This window comes from uncultured Veillonella sp. (genome assembly GCF_900545205.1).
Lineage (GTDB): Bacteria > Bacillota > Negativicutes > Veillonellales > Veillonellaceae > Veillonella.
The window spans coordinates 24,035-46,663 of sequence record NZ_UQYC01000003.1 but is presented as its reverse complement, the minus strand read 5'-3'; the positions used below and the strand labels follow the sequence as shown (position 1 = coordinate 46,663).

Below are 22,629 nucleotides of genomic sequence, written 5' to 3'. Positions count from 1 at the left end.
TGATACAGAAGTAGTAGCTCATTTGTTAGAGGATATGTACGATGGCGATTTCGTAGGCACTGTACGACGCATGCTCGCTCGTGTTGATGGGGCCTATGCACTTGAAATCATCTGCGCTGATGAGCCAGACAAAATCATTTGTACTAAAAAAGAAAACCCATTGGTTATCGGTTTTGGCAAAGGTGAAAACTTTGTAGCATCCGATATTCCAGCTATCATTAACTACACACGTGATACATACATTTTGAGCGATGGTGAATTAGCTATCGTAACTCGTGATAATGTATCCGTATTCGACCGTGAAGGCAACCCTGTTGATAAAGAAGTATTCCATGTTAACTGGAATGCGGAAGCAGCAGAAAAAGGCGGTTATGAACACTTCATGTTGAAAGAAATTCATGACCAACCTAAAGCTGTACGCGATACTTTCGGTACACATATCTCTGAAGATGGTAAAACAGCTATCTTTGATGAATTGAATTGGACTGCTGAAAATGTAGCAGCTTTCAATAAAATCCTCATCGTTGCATGTGGTACAGCATACCATGCTGGTCTTGTAACAAAACAATATATTGAAAACTTGGCGCGCATTCCTGTAAGTGTGGAAATCGCTTCTGAGTACCGTTACAGCAATCCATTGACTGATGACAAAACATTATGTATCGTTATCAGCCAATCTGGTGAAACATCTGATACATTGGCAGCGTTGAAAGAAGCTAAACGCCTTGGTGCTAAATCCTTAGCGATTACAAACGTAGTAGGTTCCAGTATCTCCCGTGAAGCAGATAACACTGTGTACACATGGGCAGGCCCTGAAATCTCTGTAGCGTCCACAAAAGCGTACACTACTCAATTAGTAGCTGGCTTGTTATTTGCTGTATACCTTGGTCAATTAAATGGCAAAATGGATCCAGTGTTAGGCGAAGAAATCCTTAGCGGCGTTAAAAACTTGCCTACATTGATTCATGAAATCTTTGAAGTAGACGAAGATATGAAAGCCTTTGCTAAACATTATGGTTTCAAATCTGATGCGTTCTTCTTGGGTCGTGCTATCGACTATGCAGTAGCGATGGAAGGTGCTTTGAAATTGAAAGAAATTTCTTACATCCATGCTGAAGCATATGCTGGTGGTGAATTGAAACATGGTACATTAGCTCTTATTGAAGAAGGCGTACCTGTTATCGCATTGGCTACACAAGAAGATGTGTATGATAAGATGATCAGCAACATCCGTGAAGTAAAAGCTCGTGAAGCTGTTGTAATTGGTATCGGCATGAAAGGTGACGAAGAATTATCTAAACACGTAGACCATACAATCTATGTTCCTCGTGCAAATAAATTCATCGCTCCAATCCTTGCAGTTGTACCATTGCAATTGTTAGCATACTATGCAGCGATTACACGCGGCGCAGATGTAGATAAACCACGTAACTTGGCTAAATCTGTAACCGTAGAATAATATATATAACCAACAGTGCTTCGGCACTGTTGGTTTATTTCAATATAGGGAGACTATTATGGCAGTTATATTTTCCGGCATCCAACCAAGTGGTGAGTTAACACTTGGTAACTATTTGGGGGCTTTACGTAATTTCTTAGACTATCAAGATACTGACGAATGTTATTATTGTATCGTTAACCAACATGCGATCACTGTACCGCAAGATCCAAAAGAGTTATTCCAAAATACTCGTAATTTGGCTGCGTTGTACCTAGCGGTTGGCCTCGATCCTAAAAAGGTAACATTGTTTGTACAATCCGAAGTACCTGAGCACGTTAAACTCGGTTGGGTTATGCAATCTATCAGCTATGTTGGCGAATTAGAGCGTATGACGCAGTATAAAGACAAGTCTCAAAAGCAAGGTGACTCCATTCCTACAGCATTGCTTACGTACCCACCATTGATGGCGGCAGATATCTTGTTATATGGTACAAACTATGTTCCTGTAGGTGAAGACCAAAAACAACATCTTGAGTTGACTCGTAATTTGGCAGAGCGTTTTAACCGTAGATTCGGTGAAACTTTCGTAGTACCTGATATCAAGGTAGGCGAAGGTGGTGCTCGCGTTATGAGCTTACAAGAGCCAACTAAGAAAATGAGTAAATCTGATGATAACCAAAATGCTACCATTCGCCTTTTGGATGCACCAGATTTGATTGTGAAAAAATTGAAACGCGCTCAAACTGACTCTGATAATGCAGTGCGTTACGATAAAGAAAATAAGCCTGGCATTTCTAACTTGATGGGCATTTACCGTGCTATCACAAAAGACAGCTATGAAGCTATCGAAGACATGTATGCAGGTAAAGGTTATGGCGTATTCAAATCCGATATTGCAGACCTATTAGTGGCAACTCTTGAGCCAATCCAACAACGTTACAATGAATTGATTACAAGCCCTGAACTTGATGTAATTCTTGATGAAGGTGCTGCTAAAGCTCATGCTAAAGCAAGTCAAATGTACCGTAAAGTTGAGCAAGCTATGGGCTTGTGCCGTAAATAAAATCATATAGTAGACTTTCAATTTGTGAGGTAAGCCATGACGAAACAAGAGGCAATGGAACGCTTTTCATCAGGTGCCGTACAACAGAGCTTAGAAATACATCGTGGAATCCAGTGGACTGGACGCATCGTCGGTCTATTGGTGTGCGTGTTAATTGTAAAATATTTGCCGTCTGATTGGGCTGAGCGTATATTGTATTATCTGTTGCTACTTCTTATATTGTGGACCCTTCATAGATTAGGTGAAAGTCAAGCTTTTATCTGTGAAAAGGGCCTCGTGTTAAAACGTAGGCCTTTTTCTTTTATAGAATACTTTCACAGCCTCTTTCATGGCGATGAGTATTTTGTCTTTGTAGATTACGAGCATATTATTGGGTTTACCGAAGGTTGGCGTGAATTGCAGGCTATGAATGGTCATGGTGGTATTTATGTCATACCCTTAGACCTCGCGCAGGTAGGGTATAAAGATAAAATGGCCATGATTGAAGCTATTAATAAGCATTCAAATCTTTAAAATATAGGTTATACAAATGCTTTATCCTTACAACAGATGATATGTAATATTAAGAAATTAAGAAAATTCAAAAATTCATCAAATTAGCTATTTACAACTTTAACGAACTAAAGTATAATACAATCATCGGGTACAGACATGAGTTCTGTACAGCATATAATAGCAAGTAGTTAAAGGTGTAATACACCGTGGAGGATAGTTATGAATTGGAAGAAAATGATGGCCGTTGGCCTTGCAGCAGTATCTATGATGGTATTTGTAACGGGTTGTGGTAGCGATACTAAAACCGCTAATAAAGAATTGCCTAAAAAAATCGTTATCGGCTTAGATGATAGCTTCCCTCCAATGGGCTTTAAAGATGATAAAGGCGAAATCGTAGGTTTAGATATCGATATGGCTAAAGAAGCGGCTAAACGTGCTGGTATGGAGGTAGAGTTCAAAGCTATTGACTGGTCCAGTAAAGAAGCTGAGTTGAAATCTAAAAAAATTGACGCTTTATGGAATGGCTTAACAGTATCTCCTGAACGTGAGAAAAATATTTTGTTCTCCAATCCATACATGAAGGATAAACAATACATCGTTGTTCGTAATGATGATGACTCCATCAAATCCAAAGCTGATTTGGCAGGTAAAGTAGTAGGTGTTCAACAAGCTAGTACTGGTGAATCTGCATTACAAAATGATCCAAGCGGTAAAACTGTGAAAGAAACAAAATCTTATGCTGATTTCGTAAGTGCTTTCATGGATCTTGGTATTGGTCGTGTTGATGCCGTTATCGCTGATGGTGTTATCGCTCGTTACCTCATGACAAAAGAACCTGGTAAATACAAAATCGTAGACGGTACTGATTACGGTGTTGACAACTTCGCTGTTGGTTTCCGTAAAGATGACACTGCATTACGTGATAAAATCAATGGTATCTTAGCGGACATGAAAAAAGATGGTACTGCTGATAAAATCGTTGAAAAATGGTTGGGCTCTAGCGCAGACCTAGATAAGAGCGATGCTAAATAGTACAATTCGTGATATACTAATAGTACTATGGTCAGTATGTACAACAGATAATTAAAGAACGAAATGTACACTAGAGAAGAGGCCAGATGCCTCTTCTCTAGTCGTGTTTTGAAGGAGTATTCCATGTTAGATTATTTATTGCAGATTATCCCAACCATCGCTGATGGTTTAAAGGTAACCGTATCGCTATTCTGTATTGTATGGATTTTATCCATCCCTGGCGGTATCTTACTTGCTTTGGTACGTCTATCAAAATTTACAGTGCTCGACAAAATTGTTGAAGCCTTCGTATATTTGATGCGCGGCACACCATTAATGTTACAAATTTTATTCGTATATTATGCATTGCCTATCATTACAGATGGAGCAGTCCAAATGGATGATGCTACAGCTGCAGTACTTACATTCGTGTTGAACTACGCAGCGTATTTATGTGAAATTTTCCGTGGTGGTATTCAATCCATTTCTCGTGGTCAGTACGAAGGGGCAAAGGTTCTTGGTTTTACTTATGCTCAAACAATGCGTAAAATCATCTTGCCACAAATGTTTAAACGCGTATTGCCTCCGCTTGCGAACGAAACAATTAACTTGTTGAAAGATACGTCTCTTGTATACGTATTGGCTATGAATGATATCTTGCGTATTACAAAATCTATCGTACAACGTGACTTTGATATCTCTGCCTTCTTAGTGGCAGCTTTGTTCTACTTGATCTTTACCTTTATTTTGACAAATATCTTCAACTACTTAGAAAGACGATTTGCTGTATATGAAGATTAATCTATTCTGTAGTAGTGTGTCGTAGATATGGACTTAGTTGTTTTTAAGGGCTATAGCCGATTTGAAATTACAGCTATTTATTTATACGACGATGTAAGAGGTACTTATGACATTTGTAAATATGGAGCGTATTGAAAAACGCTTTAACAATCAAACTGTATTGCGCGATGTATCGCTCAAAATGGATAGAGGGGAAATCGTTTCTATCATCGGCCCATCTGGGTCTGGTAAATCTACATTTTTACGCTGCTTAGGTCAATTGGAAACCATTGATGGTGGTTCTATTACTGTAGATGGTACTGTCCTTGCTAGTACAGATGCTAATGGCACTGTAAACTATGCTAGCCAAGAAACACAACATGACTTATTATTACGCATGGGCATGGTATTCCAATCTTTCAATTTATTCCCTCATATGACGGTGCTTGATAACATTATGATCGCGCCGCGCATGGTAAAAGGTATGAAAGATGATGAAATTTTACCGATTGCAGAGCGATTACTTAATAAAGTTGGCTTATGGGAAAAGCGCGATATGTATCCATCCCGTTTGTCTGGCGGTCAACAACAACGCGTGGCCATCGCTCGCGCATTGGCGATGAATCCTGAAATCATGCTCTTTGATGAGCCTACATCTGCCCTTGACCCAGAATTAACTGGTGAGGTTCTTAAGACTATTAAACAGTTGGCTGATGATCATATGACGATGATTATCGTAACTCATGAAATGAACTTTGCTCGTGAAGTATCTGATCGTGTCATCTTTATGGCGGATGGTGTTATCCAAGAGGAAGGTACACCAGAACAAATTTTCAACAATCCACAGAACGATAGAACGAAAGCGTTCTTGGAGAACATGTTATAGGAGGTCTTATGAAGTTACGTTTTATTGCTGCTACGTTAGCTGTCATGGCTATGAGCACGACCTCTATTATGGCAGAAGGCTTGCAAGGCACACCTGGAACTCCGATGGCAATCGTAGATTCCCAAAAAGACTCTGCCTCTATTTTGCCAGATCAGTATAAATCGTATGCGACTACGATGAACACAGTAGTTAAGGACTATAAAAATGGCTATACCTTTACGATTCCATGGCGTGTAGCCGATGGTGTTAAGCTAGATATGGATGTGCGTAGTGAAAGTGAGCATATTCAAGGCTATTCTTTCAACCTAGCAGGTCCAACACAAGATGATTCCTATACTGTGTCTTTCACAAAACGCAATAATACACCGCAAGACGGGGTATCTCAAAAGGAATGGAATACGACTTGGTATGGTGTGCCAATCAAGGGCATGTCTGATGAAGAGTACTTGAGCATCTGGCGTCAGCATAGTAATGTCTTTGAAAATAACGATATCGTTGGGGGCTTCTTTAACAAGAAAGGGGCTATATCAGCACGTTGGGATAAGACAACACCAAAATCGTATGCTGAAATGACATCTACAGAGCCTGTTCAATCTGTATTTGAAGCGGAATTCATCATGGATAAGGATCCAACGCATCGCTACAATTTGGCGAGCACCTATGCTCCTATTCAAGGGGAATTTATGGAACAAGGCTTGATGGAACATACAATTCCATCCTTTGAATTACTAAATAAGTCTGGTTCTAGTACAATCAAAGGTGTTAAGCAGTTTATCTCTGGCACAAGTGATATCAGCGTAGCTGAAGGTATTAAATTTGCCTATCCAAAAGGTTTTACCCGTCTAAATGAAAAGGGTAAAATTGCTTTCGCTAAGCATAATGTGCGCCTTGATATTGAATCCTTTACAATCCCCGTACAAGCGGTTAGCACAGGCATGCCTACAATGATGGGCAAACAAATGCTAGGTGATTATTACCTTAAACAATTGGTTGAGGTGAATAAGGCAACCATTACTCGTTATGAAACACATATTATCGATGGTAATGTAATGTTCTACTTGGCAGGTCATATGAAGAATCCTAATACGGCTGATACATCTGCAGCTGCACCAGTATCCTTTGCCGCTACTATTATCTTAGGTAATGAAGGCAATGTAGCCGTGGCTCGTATGATTGGCCCAGCAGGAACTAGCCTTAGCACACCGGAGCTCATCGATGTGCTGGATGGATTCAAATTGACTACTACATTGAATACTAACCAATCATCACAAGTTTTATAATATACACATAATATTCTTTTATTTGTATAAATCTGTATAATTTGTGCTATAATAAAAGAAATCCTCTAGAAAAAGAGGAGTTTTCCTTGATGGTCTAGAATATAATACTATAGGCTAAACGATCTTTGATCATATCCCCTTTGAGGGATTAGAAATAGGAGGGGTTATTATGGTTACCTACAAAACTATTGTCGTACCTACTGATGGTTCTGAAAATGCTAAACGTGCGTTGGAACATGCTCTCGCTGTAGCGGACCGCAACCATGCTGAATTGATTATTGTTCACGTTGCAAATATCGTGTCTGCTATTTCCAATTTCGATCAAACACCAATTTCCGGTGGTTACGTATCTGAACAAATTGCAGAAGATATGGAAGAAACTGGTAAAGAAATTCTTAACGATGTAGTAAAAGAAATTCCTACAGGCGTAAAAGTTAAAAGCGTATTCGAAGTTGGTTCCCCTGGTCCTGCATTATTAGCAGTAGCTAAAAAATATAATGCTGACCTTATCGTAATGGGTAGCCGTGGCCTTGGCCCATTGAAAGGCTTATTCATGGGTAGCGTAAGTAGCTATGTAACTAGTCACTCCACTTGCCCTGTATTGATCATTAAATAATTCATATCCTGTACAGATATGATACAAAAAGAGACTTTGTTGTAACAAAGTCTCTTTTTTATAGCGTAAAAATGATATAATATTTGTATGTATGCCATTTAGGTTTACAAATAAGAACGAAATTAAGTTACATGAGAACAATAAATAAACATAGATAATGGTTTATAAAATGGGGGACTATATGAGCGACAAACAAGAATCATTGCTAAAGCTAGCAGAACTGTTTAAAATCCTGGGTGACCCTACACGCCTTAAAATAGTAGAATTATTATTAGAAAACGAAATGTGTGTAAATCACATTGCAGAAACAATGGGGATGGGACAATCCGCTATTTCTCACCAATTGCGTGTACTCCGTCAAGCAAGACTTGTGACCTATCGCAAGGAAGGTAAAACTGCATACTACTCTCTAAACGATGATCACGTAGAAGGTCTCGTAAGAATGGGTATGGAACACGTATCTCATCAATAGTCATATAGCCGTATTGCATACTATTTGTCTAACTTGATTGGGGATATACAAAAGTACTCATGATATATATATATCCTCTAAAGATATATAAAGTTAAAATATAAGAAAAGGAGCCGTTTATACGGCTCCTTTTTGTATAGGTATACTAGTATTAATATAAAGGGAAGAGGTAATAGGCTATCGTAATAAATAGTGGCATAGTTACTGCTGATAGTATGGTTGTACCCATTACAATTTGCGTAGCGTATTCTGGATTGTTTTTCATCTCGATAGCAATAAGGGCCATATTGATGGCTGTTGGTACGCTATAGGTGATGACAATCGTTTGCGCTGCAATCGGGTGCATAGGACCATAGAAAATTATAAATAATATAGTAATAACTGCAGCAATGAGAGGACTTAAGACGAGACGTAAGGATGTAGCGAGCATAACATCCGCCTTAAAGAAGTTTAATGGCGTTCTGTTAATCTGCACCCCTAAAGCGATCATAGCAACGCCTACAAAGGCATTAGCAAAGATTTTAAGAGGGGCAAAGAAGAATAGACCGTGTAAATCAAATGGTAAGAGCTGGCAAAGTAATGCAAGCGGTATAGCATATACCATAGGCATATGGAAGACTACGCTTAACGCATCCTTTGTGCTCAAACGCCCAGCACCAGCTTGGTAGAAACCATAGGTATTACTTGTAATGGTCTGTATAATCATAATGGATACGACGCTGACAAGACCTAAATCAGCATAGGGGGTTGCGCCATCGATGACGTAAGGCACATTGGTAAATACAAAGATGGCAAGGGCGATGCCCATATTGCCGACATTGTTAAACATAACGCAGTTCTTTAATGTGGCGATTTTTGCTACATCATAACCTTGTATTTTGCCGACTACACCTGAAAGGATAGAGTTCAGTATGAGTACAACTAGTGCACAAAATACGATTTCTAACGTACCTGATGTAAATTTAGCTTCATACATAGCCCTAAATACAAAGGTAGGCAATAATATGTAGAAGTTTAGTTTACTCAGCGTATATAAATCTAGTTTAAATTTTCTATCCAATATAAACCCTACGCCTATCAGTATAAAAATAGGAATCATAGAGTTCATAAATATATGTCCTATTAGCTCGAATATATTCATTATCTCACCTAGAGTTTCTTATTAATTTAGTATGGATTTAATGTATAGTATTATCATACCATAGTATGTATTGTTCGGGGCTTAAAAGTTTTATCCATTATGATTTCTTATGGTATTCATCAGAAATATATATGCAAAATGTGAGTTTTTACATACATATTAATTAACAAATATATAGTATAATGTGAATATATTGTATATTTAGTTTGTTCTTTGAACGTGTCTCTACGGTGAGTAACCATAGCTTTCACAGTGTGGAGTCCAAAGGGATGCACAGGAGGAATTATGAAACGAATTCTATTAGTATTAATGAGCGTTTTCATGCTGGCCTTGTTAGTGGGGTGTGGTAGTGACACAAACAAAGCAGCAGATTCTGCTAAACCAAGCACATCTGAAAAGATTACTGTACAAGCGGCAGCGAGCTTGAAAGGTGCTCTTACTGAATTGGCAGAGTCCTACAAAAAGAGTCATAACTTATCAGACGACCAAATTGCTATTAACTTTGCTGGTTCTGGCACATTGCGCCAACAAATTGAACAAGGCGCACCAGCTAGCTTATTCATCTCTGCTGACGAAAAGAATATGAAAATGTTGCAAGACAAAGACCTTGTAACAGATGTTAAACCATTTGTAACTAATGAATTAGTTCTTGTAGTTCCAAAAGGCCAACCTAAAATTGAATTAAATCAAATTGCTTCTGTTAAACGTATCGTTTTAGGTAATCCTGAAACAGTGCCAGCTGGTAATTATGGTAAACAAGTATTAACAAAATTAGGTGTTTGGGAACAAGTTGAACCAAATGTAGTATATGCTAAAGACGTAAAAGCTGTAACAGCATCCATTAGCCAAGGTGCTGGTGATGCTGGCTTTATCTATAAAACAGATGCTATTGCTGCAGGTGATGCGGTTCAAATTTCTGCTGTAACACCGGCTGATTCCCATGATCCAGTCATCTATCCAATCGGTATCATTAAAAAATATGACAACGCATTGGCAAAAGACTTTTACCAATATGTAATGAGCCCAGAAGGCCAAAAAGTATTAGAAAAATACGGTTTCTCTCCTTCTAAATAAGAGTTAAACGCTAGCTTTCAGGGCTAGCGTTTTCTTATGATACAATATAGATATTATTATGAATATGTTAGACATACATTTTCATATGCTATATGATGCAAATAAGTAAATCATTTTAAAACTAGATGTATTTTTATTATTACTGATTTTAGTCTTATTGATAGAAAGGGGGCGTGTCATGAGTCCATTTTGGCTATCCTTATGGGTGGCGAGCATTGCTCTTATCATCGTTATTGTTATAGGCTTAGGTGCTTGTTATTGGATGAATCGTTGTAAGTGGGGCGGTATGGCTATTTTAGATGCCCTAATTACATTGCCCCTTGTGTTGCCACCAGTGGTTGTTGGTTTTGCACTTCTCATGGTGTTTACTCCAGGATATGCTTTTGGTGCGTGGCTCGAAGCTCACGGTATGAGTGTAGTTTTTGCCGCTTCTGGTGCAGTCGTTGCATCTTCAGTCATTGCATTCCCCCTATTTTATCAAACAGTGCGCTCTGCCTTGCAGTCCGTCGATCATAATATGGAGGATGTAGCGCGTACATTGGGCGCTTCAGAATTGCGTATATTCTTTACCATATCTGTGCCTCTTGCGTGGAAAGGTATTTTAACAGGTAGCATCTTGGCGTTCTGCCGTGCCATGGGGGAATTTGGTGCTACCATCTTAATCGCTGGTAATATTCCGAAGGTAACCCGTACTATGCCGTTAGCTATTTACTCCTACGTAGAGGCAGGGCAGTACATGGATGCCTTTGAGCTTGTTGTATATATTTGTGTACTTACATTGGCATTGTTGAGCGGCATTCACCTCATTACGAAGGGGTCCTTGTTCCGCCATACAGAGAATAACTAGGAGGTTCTATGATTACATTTTCCTTTACTGTAGCTAGACCTTCTGTGACTGTGAAAGCTGATGGGGTGCTTCCTTCTGGAATTACTGTTCTGACTGGTCAATCTGGTAGTGGTAAAAGTACCTTTATCAAATGTATTGCAGGGCTCGTAAAACCAACCACTGGTAGTATTCGATATGATGATACGACGTGGGTTGATCGAGGTAAAAAGATATGGGTGCCTGCTCAAAAACGGCAAGTAGGCTATATGCCGCAAGGCAATATTGTATTTCCTCATTTGTCTGTAGAACATAATATTACCTATAGCAAACGAGGCACCCCTGACATGTGTGATACATTGTTACAACGTTTGGGTTTGGAGAAATATCGTAATACCAAGGCTGGTAGCTTATCTGGTGGTGAGCAACAGCGGGTTGCACTAGGCCGTGCGCTCTACTCAAAACCGACTATTCTGCTCCTTGATGAGCCTTTATCTGCACTTGATTGGAACTTACGAAAACAAGTGCGTGAAGACCTCGTTTCCATCATTCGAGAATGGGATGTACCTTGCGTATGGGTGACACATGATGAAAGCGAAGTAGAAGCTGTAGGGGATAGACATTGGACCTGTGAAAACGGGCTCATTACGATATCTGAATAACTGTAAAATTTAAGATAATAAAAAACACCTTCATAATCCTACTAGTGGATTGTGAAGGTGTTTTCTTTTTAGATAGTTGATAGCAGTGTATTTAGCCTTATCTTTAGTATTGAATTAGTACGTTTATAATAGATGTTATTTGCTAATGTTACTTAATTTCTGTTGATGCATGCGCTGTTTTACTTATAAATCCCACAATAGCGGTAACGATAAATGCCATAGCAAAGGATGGTAGTGTAGCACCGATAGTGCTTTCACCATGTAACATATAGTGGTATAAGCCAACGGATACAGTCCAAATGAGACCTCTTACTAGATAAGCCGATAGTGTTTGTACTTGTTGATGATTGATAAAATAATCAGCTAATAGGATGGCAATCATTGGAGCAAATACAGATCCAATGAGGTATAGGAAGTCTGTAATATCATCCATTGGATATAGGATAGCCGCAATGGTGCCGACGATAGTTACGATAACGGCTACGCCTTTACTGGAGGCTCCGCTATAGATCGTCGTACTAGATACGCCTGCAGAGTAAGCGTCCATAAAGGTTGTAGTAACGGTAGAGAAGATAATAACGATAAGTCCTGCAAGGCCGAGGCCTGCGTTCATCATGATGGTAATGATGGAGTCGCCACCGCCAAAGATAGCGGCGCTAAGACCTAAGGTATACATAACAATACTTGTTACTGTGTAAACTGCAGCACTTGTTAGTGATGCGGAGAAAGGATTTTTACTTTCACGAGTATAATCGCTGATGAGAGGCAACCAAGATAATGGCATAGCAATAGATAGTTCAAGAGCTGCTATAAAACTCATATTTCCACTAGCTATAAGGCTACTTTCACTAGGCCATTGAGCTATCATGTGAGCGCCCATGTAGAGGGTGAGACCTAGTAATAGAACAGATACGATGGCTTGAATATAGCCTGTATTGTGGAGGCCGATGAAAAGCCATAGAATAACGAGAGCTCCGATGGCTGTGGTCCAAATCATAGGCGATAGGGGTGCTAGCTCTTGTAAGGCGAGCATCGCATCGTAGATCATGATGCTAGTCCATCCAATGAGTTGTAGCATATTTAAAAAGGCAAAGCCTTTAGCCCCTAGTCGGCCAAAGCTGAAAGCGGTAGTATTCATACTGCCTTGTCGCAAGCGTCCACCAATGAGGCCAGCTCCAAAGAGCAATATACCGCCGATGATATGCCCCAGTATGATGGCATATAAACCTTGGGTGAGCCCTAAGGGGGCCAGATAGGTTCCCGTCATAATCTCCGCTATGGATAGCGCGGCACCAAACCATATCATGGCGAACTGTGGTTGTGTAATGTGTGTGTCTTTCATACGTCCTCCTAGCCAGGAAGTCATAGAAAAAGCCGAGTTCACAGGAACTCGGCTATTAATCCTCTATGTTCCCTACGTTGGCATTATCCAAATCAGGTTATGGGTTAAAGCATTAGCTTACTCTCAGCCCACTCGTGTGAGCACCCCGTTATGGCTTTATTATAGGCGTCTATAAGTGAACCGTCAATTCTTTTGTTGCATGGATTGTATAATAATGTTATAACTAGAGTATAAAAATATATTGCCACTAGGGGTGCTTTTGCTGAGATTGACCATTCAAAACCCTAGACCTGATCCGGATAATACTGGCGTAGGGAAGTGGAGTGAAACATAATACTAAACTATTACGAGACCATTCCATTTGGAGTGGTCTCGTTTTTATATATTTGGAGGTATTATGAAAAAACTGATTATTGCTAGCATATGTGTAGCCTTAGGTGTCGTGTTATCCACAACATCTATTCCCGTTGGGCCGGCTCGTATTTTTCCGTTTCAACATATGATTAATGTGATCTTAGCCGTTATAGTTGGGCCGAGATTTTCCGTAGGCGCTGCTTTTAGTACATCTTGTTTACGTAATGTATTAGCACTAGGCTCTCCATTGGCCTTTCCTGGTAGCATGATTGGCGCTTGGCTATCTGCGTATTTATATAAGAAATACAATGCCATCTGGGCAGCAGCTCTAGGTGAGATCATCGGTACAGGTCTCATTGGTGCTCTTGTGAGCTATCCCATTGCTAACTTCCTATTAGGGAAACCGTTGGCGTTATTGACCTTGATTACATCCTTCTCCATGAGCTCTGTGGCAGGTGCTTGCATAGGCTTCGTAGTATTACAAATCTTATCTCGTCGTCATCTATTACACAAGGAGGCATAATGAAACTACATACTGCACTAACAATTGCTGGTACTGACCCGAGCGGTGGTGCTGGCATTATGGCTGATTTGAAATCCTTCCAAAGCCGAAATGTATACGGTATGGCTATTGTTACCTCTGTAGTAGCCCAAAATACAACGGGCGTTCACCACGTAGAACATCTATCCTTAGAAAGCATAGAGAAACAGTTACACGATGTGTATTCTGACATTCCTCCTCAAGCTGTTAAGACGGGCATGATTGCTTTACCGGAAATGATGGACCTCATTTATCCTTATGTGAGCAAGGATATTCCGTACGTAATGGATCCTGTTATGATTGCCACCAGCGGTGACCGACTTGTAGCAGATGAGGCTGTGAATTTCTTAAAATCTAAACTCATTCCTACCGCTACGGTTATCACCCCTAATCGCAGTGAGGCTGAGGTTTTAGCTGACATGGCTATTAATTGTGAAAGCGATATAACAACAGCGGCTAATCGTATCTTACAGGACTTAGGCCCTAAAGTGGTAATCATTAAGGGTGGTCACATCGGCGAAGATGCAACAGATTATGCTTTCACCAAAGATGGTAGTGTACGCACGTGGACGAGCCCTAAATACGATACGGTGCACACGCATGGTACGGGCTGTACCTTCTCTGCCGTTATTACGGCGGAGCTCGCTAAAGGGCGTGACGTAATGGATGCCATTGGTATTGCGAAGAATTATATCGCTCTTGCTATTAAGCACAATCCAGCGCTAGGACACGGCTGTGGCCCTGTTAATCATATGGCCTATGGTTTATTGGCGAATGGACCTGAAACGATGGATGAGCTATTAAAAGATAACTAGAGGAGATATTTGTATGACCTATGAAAACCCTTATATGAAAGGCCGAACTTGGCCTGAACTAAATATATTAGAGACCTTGCGTCAGAGAAATCCTCTTGTTATTTGCATTACTAATGATGTGGTACGTACCTTTACGGCCAATGGTTTACTAGCCATTGGTGCATCGCCTGTGATGAGCGAATGCAGTGAAGATTTAAAAGACCTCATCGTTCATGCATCGGCTTTACTCATCAATATTGGAACGCTTACGCCAGATAAGGTTAGTTACTATAAAGATGCCATAGTGCTGGCGAAGAAACATGAGGTTCCTATCGTTTTAGATCCTGTAGGTTGTCATGCGGGGGCTTATCGTTTATCTGTGGTGTTAGACTTGATTAAGACTGGTGACATCTCATTATTGAGAGGTAATCAAAGCGAAATTAAAGCTATCTACGATGCTTTAAGTCCTAATAATCAGGCAGATACTTCCACTAACGGTAAAGGTGTAGATGGAGGACAGGTCGAGGATAGTGCTGTTGTCGTATATAGTCTGGCGCGCCTTATTAACTGCCCTGTTGTAGCTACTGGTGAAGAGGATTATGTGTCCGATGGAACTCGAGTATTTGCAGTGCCACACGGACACTCTATTATGACGGCTGTAACGGGTACGGGTTGTCTATTAGGGGCTGTATTGGCGGCTTTCTTCAGCGCTTATTATCCATGTAAAAACAGACTATCTATCGGTGAGTTTCTCGCCTATGCATTGGCTTACTATGGTTTAGCTGGTGAAAGTGCAGTGCAGGTAAGTGGCGTACAACCTGGTAGCTTTAGTATAGCCTTTATGGATAGTTTATATACACTGGATGATGCGGTGCTTATGTCTGAAAATCGTATACGCCCTGTAGTTGTGCCAGATCAATTACAAGTTTATTTCATCAGTGGTACACAAGATGTGGAACTGAATGAACATCGTTTGCTCTCTATCGTAGAGGACGCTTGTCGCGGCGGTGTGACTTGTTTCCAATTTAGAGAAAAGGGCGTAGGTACCTTAGTGGGGCAACAGAAACTAGAGTTAGCCCAACAGTTAAAACAAATCTGTGCCAAATACAACGTACTCTATATTATCAACGATGATGTAGACTTAGCAGTAGCTGTTAATGCTGATGGCGTTCACGTAGGGCAAGAGGATATGAGCCTAGAAGCAGTTCGTGATCTTGTAGGCCATAAGGTGGTTGGCATCTCTATTCATTCCGTAGAGGAACTTCATAAGACTGATATATTCTATGCTGACTGTGTAGGTGTAGGTCCTATGTATGCTACAAGTAGTAAACCTGATGCACAAGAGCCATGTGGACCGGAGCGTGTCGCTGAACTACAGGCAGAAGGCTTGACCTTACCATGTGTTGGTATTGGGGGAATTACTTTAGACAATGCGAAGCCTATACTGGAAGCAGGAGCTTGTGGTGTTGCCATCATATCTGCTATTGCTCATGCAGATAACCCTTATGAGGCGGTACAACAGTTTAAGCATTTAGTAGATAGTACTAAATAGTTGCTCTTACAAAACACAACCAAAACACAACCTTAATAGCGAATAGAACACAAAAAAAGACGATGACCTAAGTCATCGTCTTTTTGTTAAGGAAGTTGTTAGTACTTACTGTAAGATTATATTGTACTTACAGGTATGTTTAATTTAAATCTGTACTTACAGGTTGTTAGTTTAGTTAGTGTAGTACTTACAGATTAGATGGATTCAACGAAACGGTGGAAGAAAGCTTGTGGGTGAGCACATACTGGGCAAAGTTTAGGAGCTTCTTCACCAACGTGTACATAACCGCAGTTAGCGCAGATCCAAGCAACTGGTTCGTCGTTGTGGAATACTTTGTTACCGGATACTTGAGCTGCTAATGCAAGGTAACGAGCTTCATGACGAGCTTCGATTTTACCAACTTCGCGCATTTGGAAAGCGATTTTTGCAAAGCCTTCTTTTTCAGCTTCGTCAGCGAAATCTTTGTACATTGTAGTGTGTTCATAGTTTTCACCAGCTGCTGCATCGCGAAGGTTAGCTTCGATGTCAGCGGAGATGTCGCCACCATGAAGAGCTTTGAACCACAATTTAGCATGTGCGGATTCGTTGTGAGCTGTTTCTTCGAAATAATCAGCGATTTCGTTCATGCCAGCTTTACGAGCTGCTGCTGCGTAGAAAGTATATTTTTGGAATGCTTGGGATTCGCCAGCGAATGCTGCTTGAAGATTTTTTTCAGTGTTAGAACCTTTTAATTCTGCCATTTTAATACTCCTTTGTACTTACGATAATTTTCAAATTTGTTACTTAACTTATATATTCATAACCACTTGGTTGTGAATTCAAATAATAGAATACTTATTCTACAATTTTCGTGGGCGACTTCGCCTTGGTAAGAAAACTTATTCTTAAATCAAATAGACACTTGTCTAACTTTTAAAATAGTACTTACTCGTTTGTGTTTTTCGGCACTTGCCGTCTTAACAGTTTTATATACAATGTGCTATCCGTATACTTAACGAATAATCATTGTTGACTATATTGTAACATACTAAATGAGAAATGCAAGTGTTTTTGTAAAATTTATTTCGAAAATTTTCTAAATGATAAATATTATCAATGTAGTTATAATGCGGTTTCTTAAAGTTTGAATAGTATAGGGTTTATAAAATGATCTAATTTTGATATTGAGAATGATAACTAAATGAAAAATCATTATTGATTAGTAATTAATAATCTTTTCGTTAAATGTACTAATAATTACCCTTAAAATAACTATATAAACTACTATATAAACTATAGAATTATGATATGTTTATAGAACTTTGTATTTTTTGTATAATAAGTATATAAATACTGAACATTGAAAAAGGAGGCGCTATGGCATTTGTTAGATATTATGTAGGCGATGTGGTGAAGATGAAAAAATCACATCCTTGCGGTAGTGACGAGTGGGAAGTGAAACGTATTGGCACGGATTTTCTCATCGTATGCAACGGTTGTGGTCATCAACTGCTGATGCCGCGCCCTAAATTTGAAAAGGCTGTTAAGAAAATCGTTTCTCGATTGCCAGAGAATGAGTAAGGAGGTCCTATGATACGACTTACTGACTATGTGACTAATGGGGGCTGTGCGTGTAAGATTGGTCCTCATATATTAAATCGTGTTTTGAAAGCAGTGACACCTGTTACAAATGACCAAGTCTTAGCCGATATGACCGGTTCTGATGATGCGGGCGTATATAAAATTTCTGATACATTGGCATTGGTTCAAACATTAGACTTTTTTACACCTATGGTTAATGATCCTGTTTTGTTTGGTAAGATTGCTGCTGCTAATGCATTAAGTGATGTGTATGCTATGGGTGGAACTCCCTTGACTGCCATGAACATCGTAGGTTTCCCAGTACCTCTTGTTGAGCAAGGAATCTTAACAGACGTGTTAAACGGCGCAGGCTCAATGGTAGCCGAATCTGGTGCGGCTATCGTAGGAGGCCATAGCATAGAAAATAAAGAACCTATCTTTGGCATGTCTGTGACAGGGCAAGTGAATCCCAATTGTATTTGGAAAAACAAAGGGGCCCAAGTAGGGGATGTATTGGTGCTCACAAAACGTATTGGAACAGGTATCATGAATAATGCGTTGAAAGCTGATTTATTCCCTGTAGGTACAGAGCAAGCTGTCACTAGTATGAGTACTTTAAATCGAGTCGGTGCAGAGGTAGCTCACAACTTTACTGTGCATGCTTGTACTGATGTGACTGGTTTTAGCCTTATGGGGCACTCTGTAGAAATGGCTAGTGCCTCTGATGTGACAATACATATTAAGGCTTACGACATTCCTCTCTTTGATAATGTCATCGAAGCGGCTCAAATGGGATTAGTACCAGCTGCGTCTTATGGTAACCGTAAGGCTATAACGGATGTACAAGTAGATGCATCTTTAGATCCTGTATGGACGGACATTCTCTTTGATCCACAAACCTCGGGTGGTTTGCTATTCTCTGTTCCTGCTAATGAAGGTGAGCAACTGGTAGAGGCGTTACATAAGGCTGGTATAGACTGTGCGACTATAGTAGGTACTGTTGAAAGCTTCTCTGGATTGGCTGTACGCGTAACGGCATGACATTAGGAAGAATATAATATATATAATATAGAGGTGTATGATGAGCAATACAAATGAATTAACTGTAGATGTACGTGGTAGTTTGTGTCCAAAACCTGTTATTGAAACTAAGAAGGTAAGTGATGCGAATCCGAGTGCGGTTATTATTACAATCGTAGATAATGAGGTTAGTCGCGATAATGTAGAAAAATTCGGCAAGTCTCGCGGTTATGGGGTGGACATCCGACAAGATGGTAAGGATTTCTACCTCACTATGACCCCTAATGCAAATCCAGTAGCAGATGGTAGTTGTGAACCAATGAGCTATGGCAACCGTGTCATCTTGATGACAAAGGACTATCTTGGTGAAGGTAGTGAAGAGTTAGGCCGTAACCTAATGAAAACCTTCTGGGTGTGCATGGTTGAAGCAGATGTGAAGCCATCTAAGATCTATTTCATCAATAGCAGTGTGAAGATGGTAACGAATGATTCGGTTCATTTAGAAAATATTAAAAAATTAGCTGATGCAGGTGTTGAAATTGCAGCATGTGGTATTTGTCTTGATTTCTATGGGGTAAAAGAAAATGTTGGCGTAGGTAGTATTACGAATATGTATGCTATTACTGATGCTATCCTTGGAGACAATATTGTTAAGCTATAATGTTAGCGCTTTATTTTGAGGTATAAGTAGGAGGTAAGACCTTGGAAAATAAAAAATTACTAGTCGTCTTTACGTCCTATTATTTTGGTGATAAAGCAGACAAGATATTAACAGAATTAAAGGTGCCTCATCAATTGATGGCTACACCGCCAGAGCTTTATGATATGTGTGGTTTATCTGTGCAAATAGATCCAAGTATTGTAGAGCAGGTTCAGACTATTTTAAAAGAACATAAGATTAGTACATCGGGCCTCTTTTGGTATGAAAAAGGTGAGCTAGCTGTACCATATAAAGCCTAGACAGCGTCTAGGCTTTTACTGATTTCTGTTTGATTAACATTTTGATTCTAATATGATTTAAAAGCTGGCTATGAATTTAGAGGCTGACTATGATACTATAGATATATGATATTTTTTATCATTATGGAGGTATATATGAGCAAGTATGAAATAGAAAATGTAAAATTAACGGCTACTAAATTGGATCGTAAAGATTTAGAATATGCTATGACATATCGTTATGCATGTAAAAAGTTTGATAGTACGAAGAAGATTTCTGATGAAGATTGGAATGCTATTTTAACAGCAGCACGTTTGGCACCTACATCCCTTGGATTTGAGCCTTTTGAATTGCTAGTTATCCAAAATACAGAAATTCGAGAAAAAATGAAAGCTCATGGCTGGGGCATTCTTGCAGGCCTTGAAGCAAGTCATTTGGTGGTATTCTTAACACGTAAAAAAGTGGATTTAGAGTTTGACTCTCCTTACGTACGTTACATCCAAGAAACAGTTAAGCAATTACCAGCAGAAATAGATGCAGCATATCGCGAAAAATATGCTCAATTTACTACAAGTGACTATAAAACTTTTGAGTCTGACCGTGCTGCTTTTGACTGGGCTTCTAAACAAACGTATATCGTTATGGCGAACATGATGACAATGGCTGCTTATGAAGGCTTAGATTCCTGTCCACTAGAAGGCTTCAATCAAGATGACATGACAGCCCTCTTAGGTGATGAACTTGGCCTTTTTGATACTAAACACTTTGGTATTGCTGTAATGGCTGCCTTCGGTTACCGAGACGAAGAACCACATCGCAATAAAACACGTCGTACCTTAGATGAAATTGTAACAGTAGTTGAATAGACCTTTGCTCCTTTAATCGAAAAAAATTCATTTAATTTTCAAGAATGAATGGTATATTATAAATTACACTTTAATATATTTTTTGAAATACAATTTACAAGAGATAAAGGAGTGATTATATGCTTTGGTCGATTATTGTTGGTGGTTTTATCGGCTTCCTAGCAGGTGCTATCACTAATAAAGGTGGTGCAATGGGTATCATTGCCAATGTTGTTGCTGGCTTAATTGGTTCGTCTGTAGGTCAAGCAATATTTGGCACATGGGGTCCCAGCTTAGCAGGGATGTCCTTAATTCCATCTGTATTAGGTGCAGTAATTGTTGTTGCTGTTGTTTCGTTTTTCTTCGGAAAGAAATGATAGCAATATCTTTGTAAAAATGTAGTTAAATAATTAAAAGTATTTTATATGAAAGGAACTATAATAATGGCATTAGAAGATAAATTGAACCAAGCTAAAGGTGCATTGAAAGAGAATGCTGGTAAATTAACTGGTGATAAACAATTAGAAGCAGAAGGGACTATTGAAAATACAGTGGCAAAAGTAAAAGATGTTGCTAACACTGTAGCTGAAGATATCAAAAAAACTGCAGATGATGCTAAAGATGCTGTAGAAGGTGCGATTAGTGGCCTTAAAAATGCATTAGGCGATGATGACAAATAAAAGTAAATAAAAGCTATTATGTAGCATAAAAAAACCAGTAAATCGACCGATTTACTGGTTTTTCTATTGTTATTAATTTGTATTATACGTTGAAGCGGAAGTGTGTTACGTCGCCGTCTTTCATAACGTAGTCTTTACCTTCAAGGCGTACAAGTCCTTTTTCTTTAGCCGCATTTTGGCTACCGCAAGCTTGTAAGTCATTGAAGGATACGATTTCAGCACGGATAAAGCCTTTTTCGATATCGGAGTGGATTTTACCCGCTGCTTGTGGAGCTTTGGTACCATTTATAATTGTCCATGCACGAGCTTCCATTTCGCCTGCTGTAAAGTAGTTGATAAGACCTAAAAGTGCATAACTTGCTTTAATAAGCTTCGTTAAGCCGGATTCGTCAAGACCAAGGTCTTCAAGGAATGCAGCGGATTCTTCATCGGATAACTCAGCAATTTCAGACTCGATACGAGCAGAAACTACAACGATGCCAGCACCTTCATTTTTGGCATATTCTTCAACGCGTTTTACATATTCGTTGGAAGAGTAATCAGCTACTTCATCTTCAGAAATATTAGCTACATAAAGAGATGGTTTTGCTGTCAACAATGTCAACTCTTTAATCATTTCTAATTCTTCTTCTTCGAGACCTTGTGCGCGCACCGGTTTTGCTTCACCTAAACCTTCGATGATGCGTTCTAATAATGGTAATTCAGCACGAGCGTCTTTATCACCAGATTTAGCGATTTTTTCGATACGTTGTTTCCGTTTTTCTACGGACTCAAGGTCAGCCAGGCAAAGTTCTGTGTTGATAATCTCAATATCGCGGATTGGGTCGATAGAACCAGCAACATGAGTGATGTTAGGATCGTCGAAGCAACGGATAACTTGTGCAATGGCATCTACTTGACGGATGTGGCTAAGGAATTTATTACCTAAACCTTCACCTTTAGATGCACCTTCTACAAGGCCCGCAATATCTACGAAGCGCATAGCAGCAGGAAGAATGCGTTTAGAACCAAACATTTCAGCTAATACAGCTAAACGGTTATCTGGAACGTCAACGACACCTACGTTTGGCTCGATTGTACAGAATGGATAGTTGGCAGCTTCAGCGCCTGCTTTTGTAATGGCGTTGAATAATGTACTTTTACCAACATTTGGAAGGCCTACGATGCCTACTTCTAAATTTGTGCTCATGGTACCACCTTTTATTAACTAATTAATTGATTTCGTTCTTTGTGAAAGTTTCCATAGAAACTCTATCA

26 protein-coding genes and 2 riboswitches are annotated in these 22,629 nt (G+C 39.5%); of the genes, 22 read left to right on the top strand and 4 right to left on the bottom strand.

Translation table 11 applies throughout. The annotated features are described in order from the left end of the window. From glmS to QZR70_RS00650, 9 genes are all read left to right on the top strand, one after another. Positions 1-1,459 (top strand): glutamine--fructose-6-phosphate transaminase (isomerizing) (gene glmS / locus QZR70_RS00690; protein ID WP_295792386.1); only part of this gene is annotated, 1,459 nt, incomplete at its 5' end. A gap of 58 nt (positions 1,460-1,517) precedes the next feature. After that, the gene (gene trpS, locus QZR70_RS00685; RefSeq protein ID WP_295792383.1) at positions 1,518-2,504 is read left to right on the top strand and encodes a tryptophan--tRNA ligase; all 987 of its coding nucleotides are present in this window, start codon (positions 1,518-1,520) and stop codon (positions 2,502-2,504) included. Between the two features lie 36 nt (positions 2,505-2,540). Continuing rightward, a complete protein-coding gene (locus QZR70_RS00680) occupies positions 2,541-3,017 on the top strand; it encodes a hypothetical protein (RefSeq protein ID WP_119206566.1) in 477 nt (158 codons plus the stop codon). Positions 3,018-3,218: 201 nt separating this feature from the next. After that, entirely contained in the window at positions 3,219-4,031 is an 813-nt protein-coding gene (locus QZR70_RS00675) for an amino acid ABC transporter substrate-binding protein (RefSeq protein ID WP_295792380.1), read from the top strand. 123 nt (positions 4,032-4,154) lie between these two features. Next, positions 4,155-4,811 carry an amino acid ABC transporter permease gene (locus tag QZR70_RS00670; protein WP_005387763.1) on the top strand — a complete coding sequence of 219 codons (657 nt, stop codon included), beginning with the start codon at positions 4,155-4,157 and terminating at the stop codon, positions 4,809-4,811. Positions 4,812-4,917: 106 nt separating this feature from the next. Continuing rightward, on the top strand, positions 4,918-5,676 hold the full coding sequence (locus tag QZR70_RS00665) for an amino acid ABC transporter ATP-binding protein (protein WP_005387765.1): 759 nt from the start codon (positions 4,918-4,920) through the stop codon (positions 5,674-5,676). Between the two features lie 8 nt (positions 5,677-5,684). After that, positions 5,685-6,956 (top strand): hypothetical protein, encoded by a 1,272-nt coding sequence (locus QZR70_RS00660; protein ID WP_227721396.1) that lies wholly within the window; start codon positions 5,685-5,687, stop codon positions 6,954-6,956. A gap of 169 nt (positions 6,957-7,125) precedes the next feature. Then, entirely contained in the window at positions 7,126-7,572 is a 447-nt protein-coding gene (locus tag QZR70_RS00655) for a universal stress protein (RefSeq protein ID WP_060923852.1), read from the top strand. Between the two features lie 181 nt (positions 7,573-7,753). Continuing rightward, positions 7,754-8,044: a metalloregulator ArsR/SmtB family transcription factor gene (locus QZR70_RS00650; RefSeq protein WP_024063797.1), complete on the top strand. Its 291-nt coding sequence runs from the start codon at positions 7,754-7,756 to the stop codon at positions 8,042-8,044. A gap of 151 nt (positions 8,045-8,195) precedes the next feature. Here QZR70_RS00650 and QZR70_RS00645 read toward each other — a convergent pair whose 3' ends face one another. After that, positions 8,196-9,185: an AEC family transporter gene (locus tag QZR70_RS00645; RefSeq protein ID WP_363661687.1), complete on the bottom strand. Its 990-nt coding sequence runs from the start codon at positions 9,183-9,185 to the stop codon at positions 8,196-8,198. A 285-nt stretch (positions 9,186-9,470) separates the two neighbouring features. Between QZR70_RS00645 and modA the strand changes: the two genes are divergently transcribed. From modA to QZR70_RS00630, 3 genes are all read left to right on the top strand, one after another. Further along, positions 9,471-10,259: a molybdate ABC transporter substrate-binding protein gene (gene modA / locus QZR70_RS00640; RefSeq protein WP_105090145.1), complete on the top strand. Its 789-nt coding sequence runs from the start codon at positions 9,471-9,473 to the stop codon at positions 10,257-10,259. A 178-nt stretch (positions 10,260-10,437) separates the two neighbouring features. Then, positions 10,438-11,106: a molybdate ABC transporter permease subunit gene (gene modB, locus QZR70_RS00635; RefSeq protein ID WP_227721393.1), complete on the top strand. Its 669-nt coding sequence runs from the start codon at positions 10,438-10,440 to the stop codon at positions 11,104-11,106. An 8-nt stretch (positions 11,107-11,114) separates the two neighbouring features. Next, positions 11,115-11,744, top strand: coding sequence for an ATP-binding cassette domain-containing protein (locus QZR70_RS00630; protein WP_295792370.1), 630 nt, complete (start codon positions 11,115-11,117; stop codon positions 11,742-11,744). A gap of 148 nt (positions 11,745-11,892) precedes the next feature. On the opposite strand, the gene cytX is transcribed toward QZR70_RS00630, so the two are convergent. Next, complete coding sequence (gene cytX / locus QZR70_RS00625) at positions 11,893-13,086, bottom strand: putative hydroxymethylpyrimidine transporter CytX (protein ID WP_295792368.1); 1,194 nt, start codon at positions 13,084-13,086, stop codon at positions 11,893-11,895. Between the two features lie 52 nt (positions 13,087-13,138). Then, positions 13,139-13,244, bottom strand: a riboswitch (TPP riboswitch). Between the two features lie 81 nt (positions 13,245-13,325). Next, positions 13,326-13,420, top strand: a riboswitch (TPP riboswitch). A 63-nt stretch (positions 13,421-13,483) separates the two neighbouring features. On the opposite strand from cytX, the gene thiW reads away from it, so the two are divergent. Genes thiW through thiM form a run of 3 tightly spaced genes read left to right on the top strand, consistent with a single transcriptional unit; the run spans position 13,484 to position 16,327 of the window. Continuing rightward, positions 13,484-13,963 carry an energy coupling factor transporter S component ThiW gene (thiW, locus tag QZR70_RS00620; RefSeq protein ID WP_119209090.1) on the top strand — a complete coding sequence of 160 codons (480 nt, stop codon included), beginning with the start codon at positions 13,484-13,486 and terminating at the stop codon, positions 13,961-13,963. After that, a complete protein-coding gene (gene thiD, locus QZR70_RS00615) occupies positions 13,963-14,796 on the top strand; it encodes a bifunctional hydroxymethylpyrimidine kinase/phosphomethylpyrimidine kinase (protein ID WP_227721390.1) in 834 nt (277 codons plus the stop codon). Before thiW ends, thiD begins: the two co-directional genes overlap by 1 nt. Positions 14,797-14,809: 13 nt before the next feature. After that, positions 14,810-16,327 (top strand): hydroxyethylthiazole kinase, encoded by a 1,518-nt coding sequence (gene thiM, locus QZR70_RS00610; RefSeq protein WP_295792366.1) that lies wholly within the window; start codon positions 14,810-14,812, stop codon positions 16,325-16,327. A 194-nt stretch (positions 16,328-16,521) separates the two neighbouring features. Here thiM and rbr read toward each other — a convergent pair whose 3' ends face one another. Beyond that, a complete protein-coding gene (gene rbr / locus QZR70_RS00605; protein WP_295792364.1) occupies positions 16,522-17,067 on the bottom strand; it encodes a rubrerythrin in 546 nt (181 codons plus the stop codon). A 616-nt stretch (positions 17,068-17,683) separates the two neighbouring features. Between rbr and QZR70_RS00600 the strand changes: the two genes are divergently transcribed. The 7 genes from QZR70_RS00600 (at position 17,684) to QZR70_RS00570 (ending at position 21,372) form a co-directional block, all read left to right on the top strand. Then, entirely contained in the window at positions 17,684-17,887 is a 204-nt protein-coding gene (locus QZR70_RS00600; RefSeq protein ID WP_004693828.1) for a DUF951 domain-containing protein, read from the top strand. A 9-nt stretch (positions 17,888-17,896) separates the two neighbouring features. Next, positions 17,897-18,928 carry a selenide, water dikinase SelD gene (selD, locus tag QZR70_RS00595; RefSeq protein WP_295792363.1) on the top strand — a complete coding sequence of 344 codons (1,032 nt, stop codon included), beginning with the start codon at positions 17,897-17,899 and terminating at the stop codon, positions 18,926-18,928. A gap of 40 nt (positions 18,929-18,968) precedes the next feature. After that, positions 18,969-19,568 carry a sulfurtransferase-like selenium metabolism protein YedF gene (gene yedF, locus QZR70_RS00590; protein WP_295792361.1) on the top strand — a complete coding sequence of 200 codons (600 nt, stop codon included), beginning with the start codon at positions 18,969-18,971 and terminating at the stop codon, positions 19,566-19,568. A gap of 41 nt (positions 19,569-19,609) precedes the next feature. Next, positions 19,610-19,867 carry a DUF3343 domain-containing protein gene (locus QZR70_RS00585; RefSeq protein WP_295792359.1) on the top strand — a complete coding sequence of 86 codons (258 nt, stop codon included), beginning with the start codon at positions 19,610-19,612 and terminating at the stop codon, positions 19,865-19,867. Between the two features lie 135 nt (positions 19,868-20,002). After that, positions 20,003-20,713: an NAD(P)H-dependent oxidoreductase gene (locus QZR70_RS00580; protein WP_295792357.1), complete on the top strand. Its 711-nt coding sequence runs from the start codon at positions 20,003-20,005 to the stop codon at positions 20,711-20,713. Positions 20,714-20,832: 119 nt separating this feature from the next. Further along, entirely contained in the window at positions 20,833-21,069 is a 237-nt protein-coding gene (locus QZR70_RS00575; protein WP_295792355.1) for a GlsB/YeaQ/YmgE family stress response membrane protein, read from the top strand. A gap of 66 nt (positions 21,070-21,135) precedes the next feature. Next, a complete protein-coding gene (locus QZR70_RS00570; RefSeq protein ID WP_257847046.1) occupies positions 21,136-21,372 on the top strand; it encodes a CsbD family protein in 237 nt (78 codons plus the stop codon). An 82-nt stretch (positions 21,373-21,454) separates the two neighbouring features. Here QZR70_RS00570 and ychF read toward each other — a convergent pair whose 3' ends face one another. Continuing rightward, positions 21,455-22,561 (bottom strand): redox-regulated ATPase YchF, encoded by a 1,107-nt coding sequence (gene ychF / locus QZR70_RS00565; protein WP_295792352.1) that lies wholly within the window; start codon positions 22,559-22,561, stop codon positions 21,455-21,457. Positions 22,562-22,629: the final 68 nt, after the last annotated feature.

Coding starts and splice junctions, on each gene's coding strand:
- trpS (WP_295792383.1), top strand. CDS start 1,518: ATGGCAGTTATATTTTCCGGCATCCAACCAAGTGGTGAGTTAACACTT.
- QZR70_RS00680 (WP_119206566.1), top strand. CDS start 2,541: ATGACGAAACAAGAGGCAATGGAACGCTTTTCATCAGGTGCCGTACAA.
- QZR70_RS00675 (WP_295792380.1), top strand. CDS start 3,219: ATGAATTGGAAGAAAATGATGGCCGTTGGCCTTGCAGCAGTATCTATG.
- QZR70_RS00670 (WP_005387763.1), top strand. CDS start 4,155: ATGTTAGATTATTTATTGCAGATTATCCCAACCATCGCTGATGGTTTA.
- QZR70_RS00665 (WP_005387765.1), top strand. CDS start 4,918: ATGACATTTGTAAATATGGAGCGTATTGAAAAACGCTTTAACAATCAA.
- QZR70_RS00660 (WP_227721396.1), top strand. CDS start 5,685: ATGAAGTTACGTTTTATTGCTGCTACGTTAGCTGTCATGGCTATGAGC.
- QZR70_RS00655 (WP_060923852.1), top strand. CDS start 7,126: ATGGTTACCTACAAAACTATTGTCGTACCTACTGATGGTTCTGAAAAT.
- QZR70_RS00650 (WP_024063797.1), top strand. CDS start 7,754: ATGAGCGACAAACAAGAATCATTGCTAAAGCTAGCAGAACTGTTTAAA.
- QZR70_RS00645 (WP_363661687.1), bottom strand. CDS start 9,185: ATGAATATATTCGAGCTAATAGGACATATATTTATGAACTCTATGATT.
- modA (WP_105090145.1), top strand. CDS start 9,471: ATGAAACGAATTCTATTAGTATTAATGAGCGTTTTCATGCTGGCCTTG.
- modB (WP_227721393.1), top strand. CDS start 10,438: ATGAGTCCATTTTGGCTATCCTTATGGGTGGCGAGCATTGCTCTTATC.
- QZR70_RS00630 (WP_295792370.1), top strand. CDS start 11,115: ATGATTACATTTTCCTTTACTGTAGCTAGACCTTCTGTGACTGTGAAA.
- cytX (WP_295792368.1), bottom strand. CDS start 13,086: ATGAAAGACACACACATTACACAACCACAGTTCGCCATGATATGGTTT.
- thiW (WP_119209090.1), top strand. CDS start 13,484: ATGAAAAAACTGATTATTGCTAGCATATGTGTAGCCTTAGGTGTCGTG.
- thiD (WP_227721390.1), top strand. CDS start 13,963: ATGAAACTACATACTGCACTAACAATTGCTGGTACTGACCCGAGCGGT.
- thiM (WP_295792366.1), top strand. CDS start 14,810: ATGACCTATGAAAACCCTTATATGAAAGGCCGAACTTGGCCTGAACTA.
- rbr (WP_295792364.1), bottom strand. CDS start 17,067: ATGGCAGAATTAAAAGGTTCTAACACTGAAAAAAATCTTCAAGCAGCA.
- QZR70_RS00600 (WP_004693828.1), top strand. CDS start 17,684: ATGGCATTTGTTAGATATTATGTAGGCGATGTGGTGAAGATGAAAAAA.
- selD (WP_295792363.1), top strand. CDS start 17,897: ATGATACGACTTACTGACTATGTGACTAATGGGGGCTGTGCGTGTAAG.
- yedF (WP_295792361.1), top strand. CDS start 18,969: ATGAGCAATACAAATGAATTAACTGTAGATGTACGTGGTAGTTTGTGT.
- QZR70_RS00580 (WP_295792357.1), top strand. CDS start 20,003: ATGAGCAAGTATGAAATAGAAAATGTAAAATTAACGGCTACTAAATTG.
- QZR70_RS00575 (WP_295792355.1), top strand. CDS start 20,833: ATGCTTTGGTCGATTATTGTTGGTGGTTTTATCGGCTTCCTAGCAGGT.
- QZR70_RS00570 (WP_257847046.1), top strand. CDS start 21,136: ATGGCATTAGAAGATAAATTGAACCAAGCTAAAGGTGCATTGAAAGAG.
- ychF (WP_295792352.1), bottom strand. CDS start 22,561: ATGAGCACAAATTTAGAAGTAGGCATCGTAGGCCTTCCAAATGTTGGT.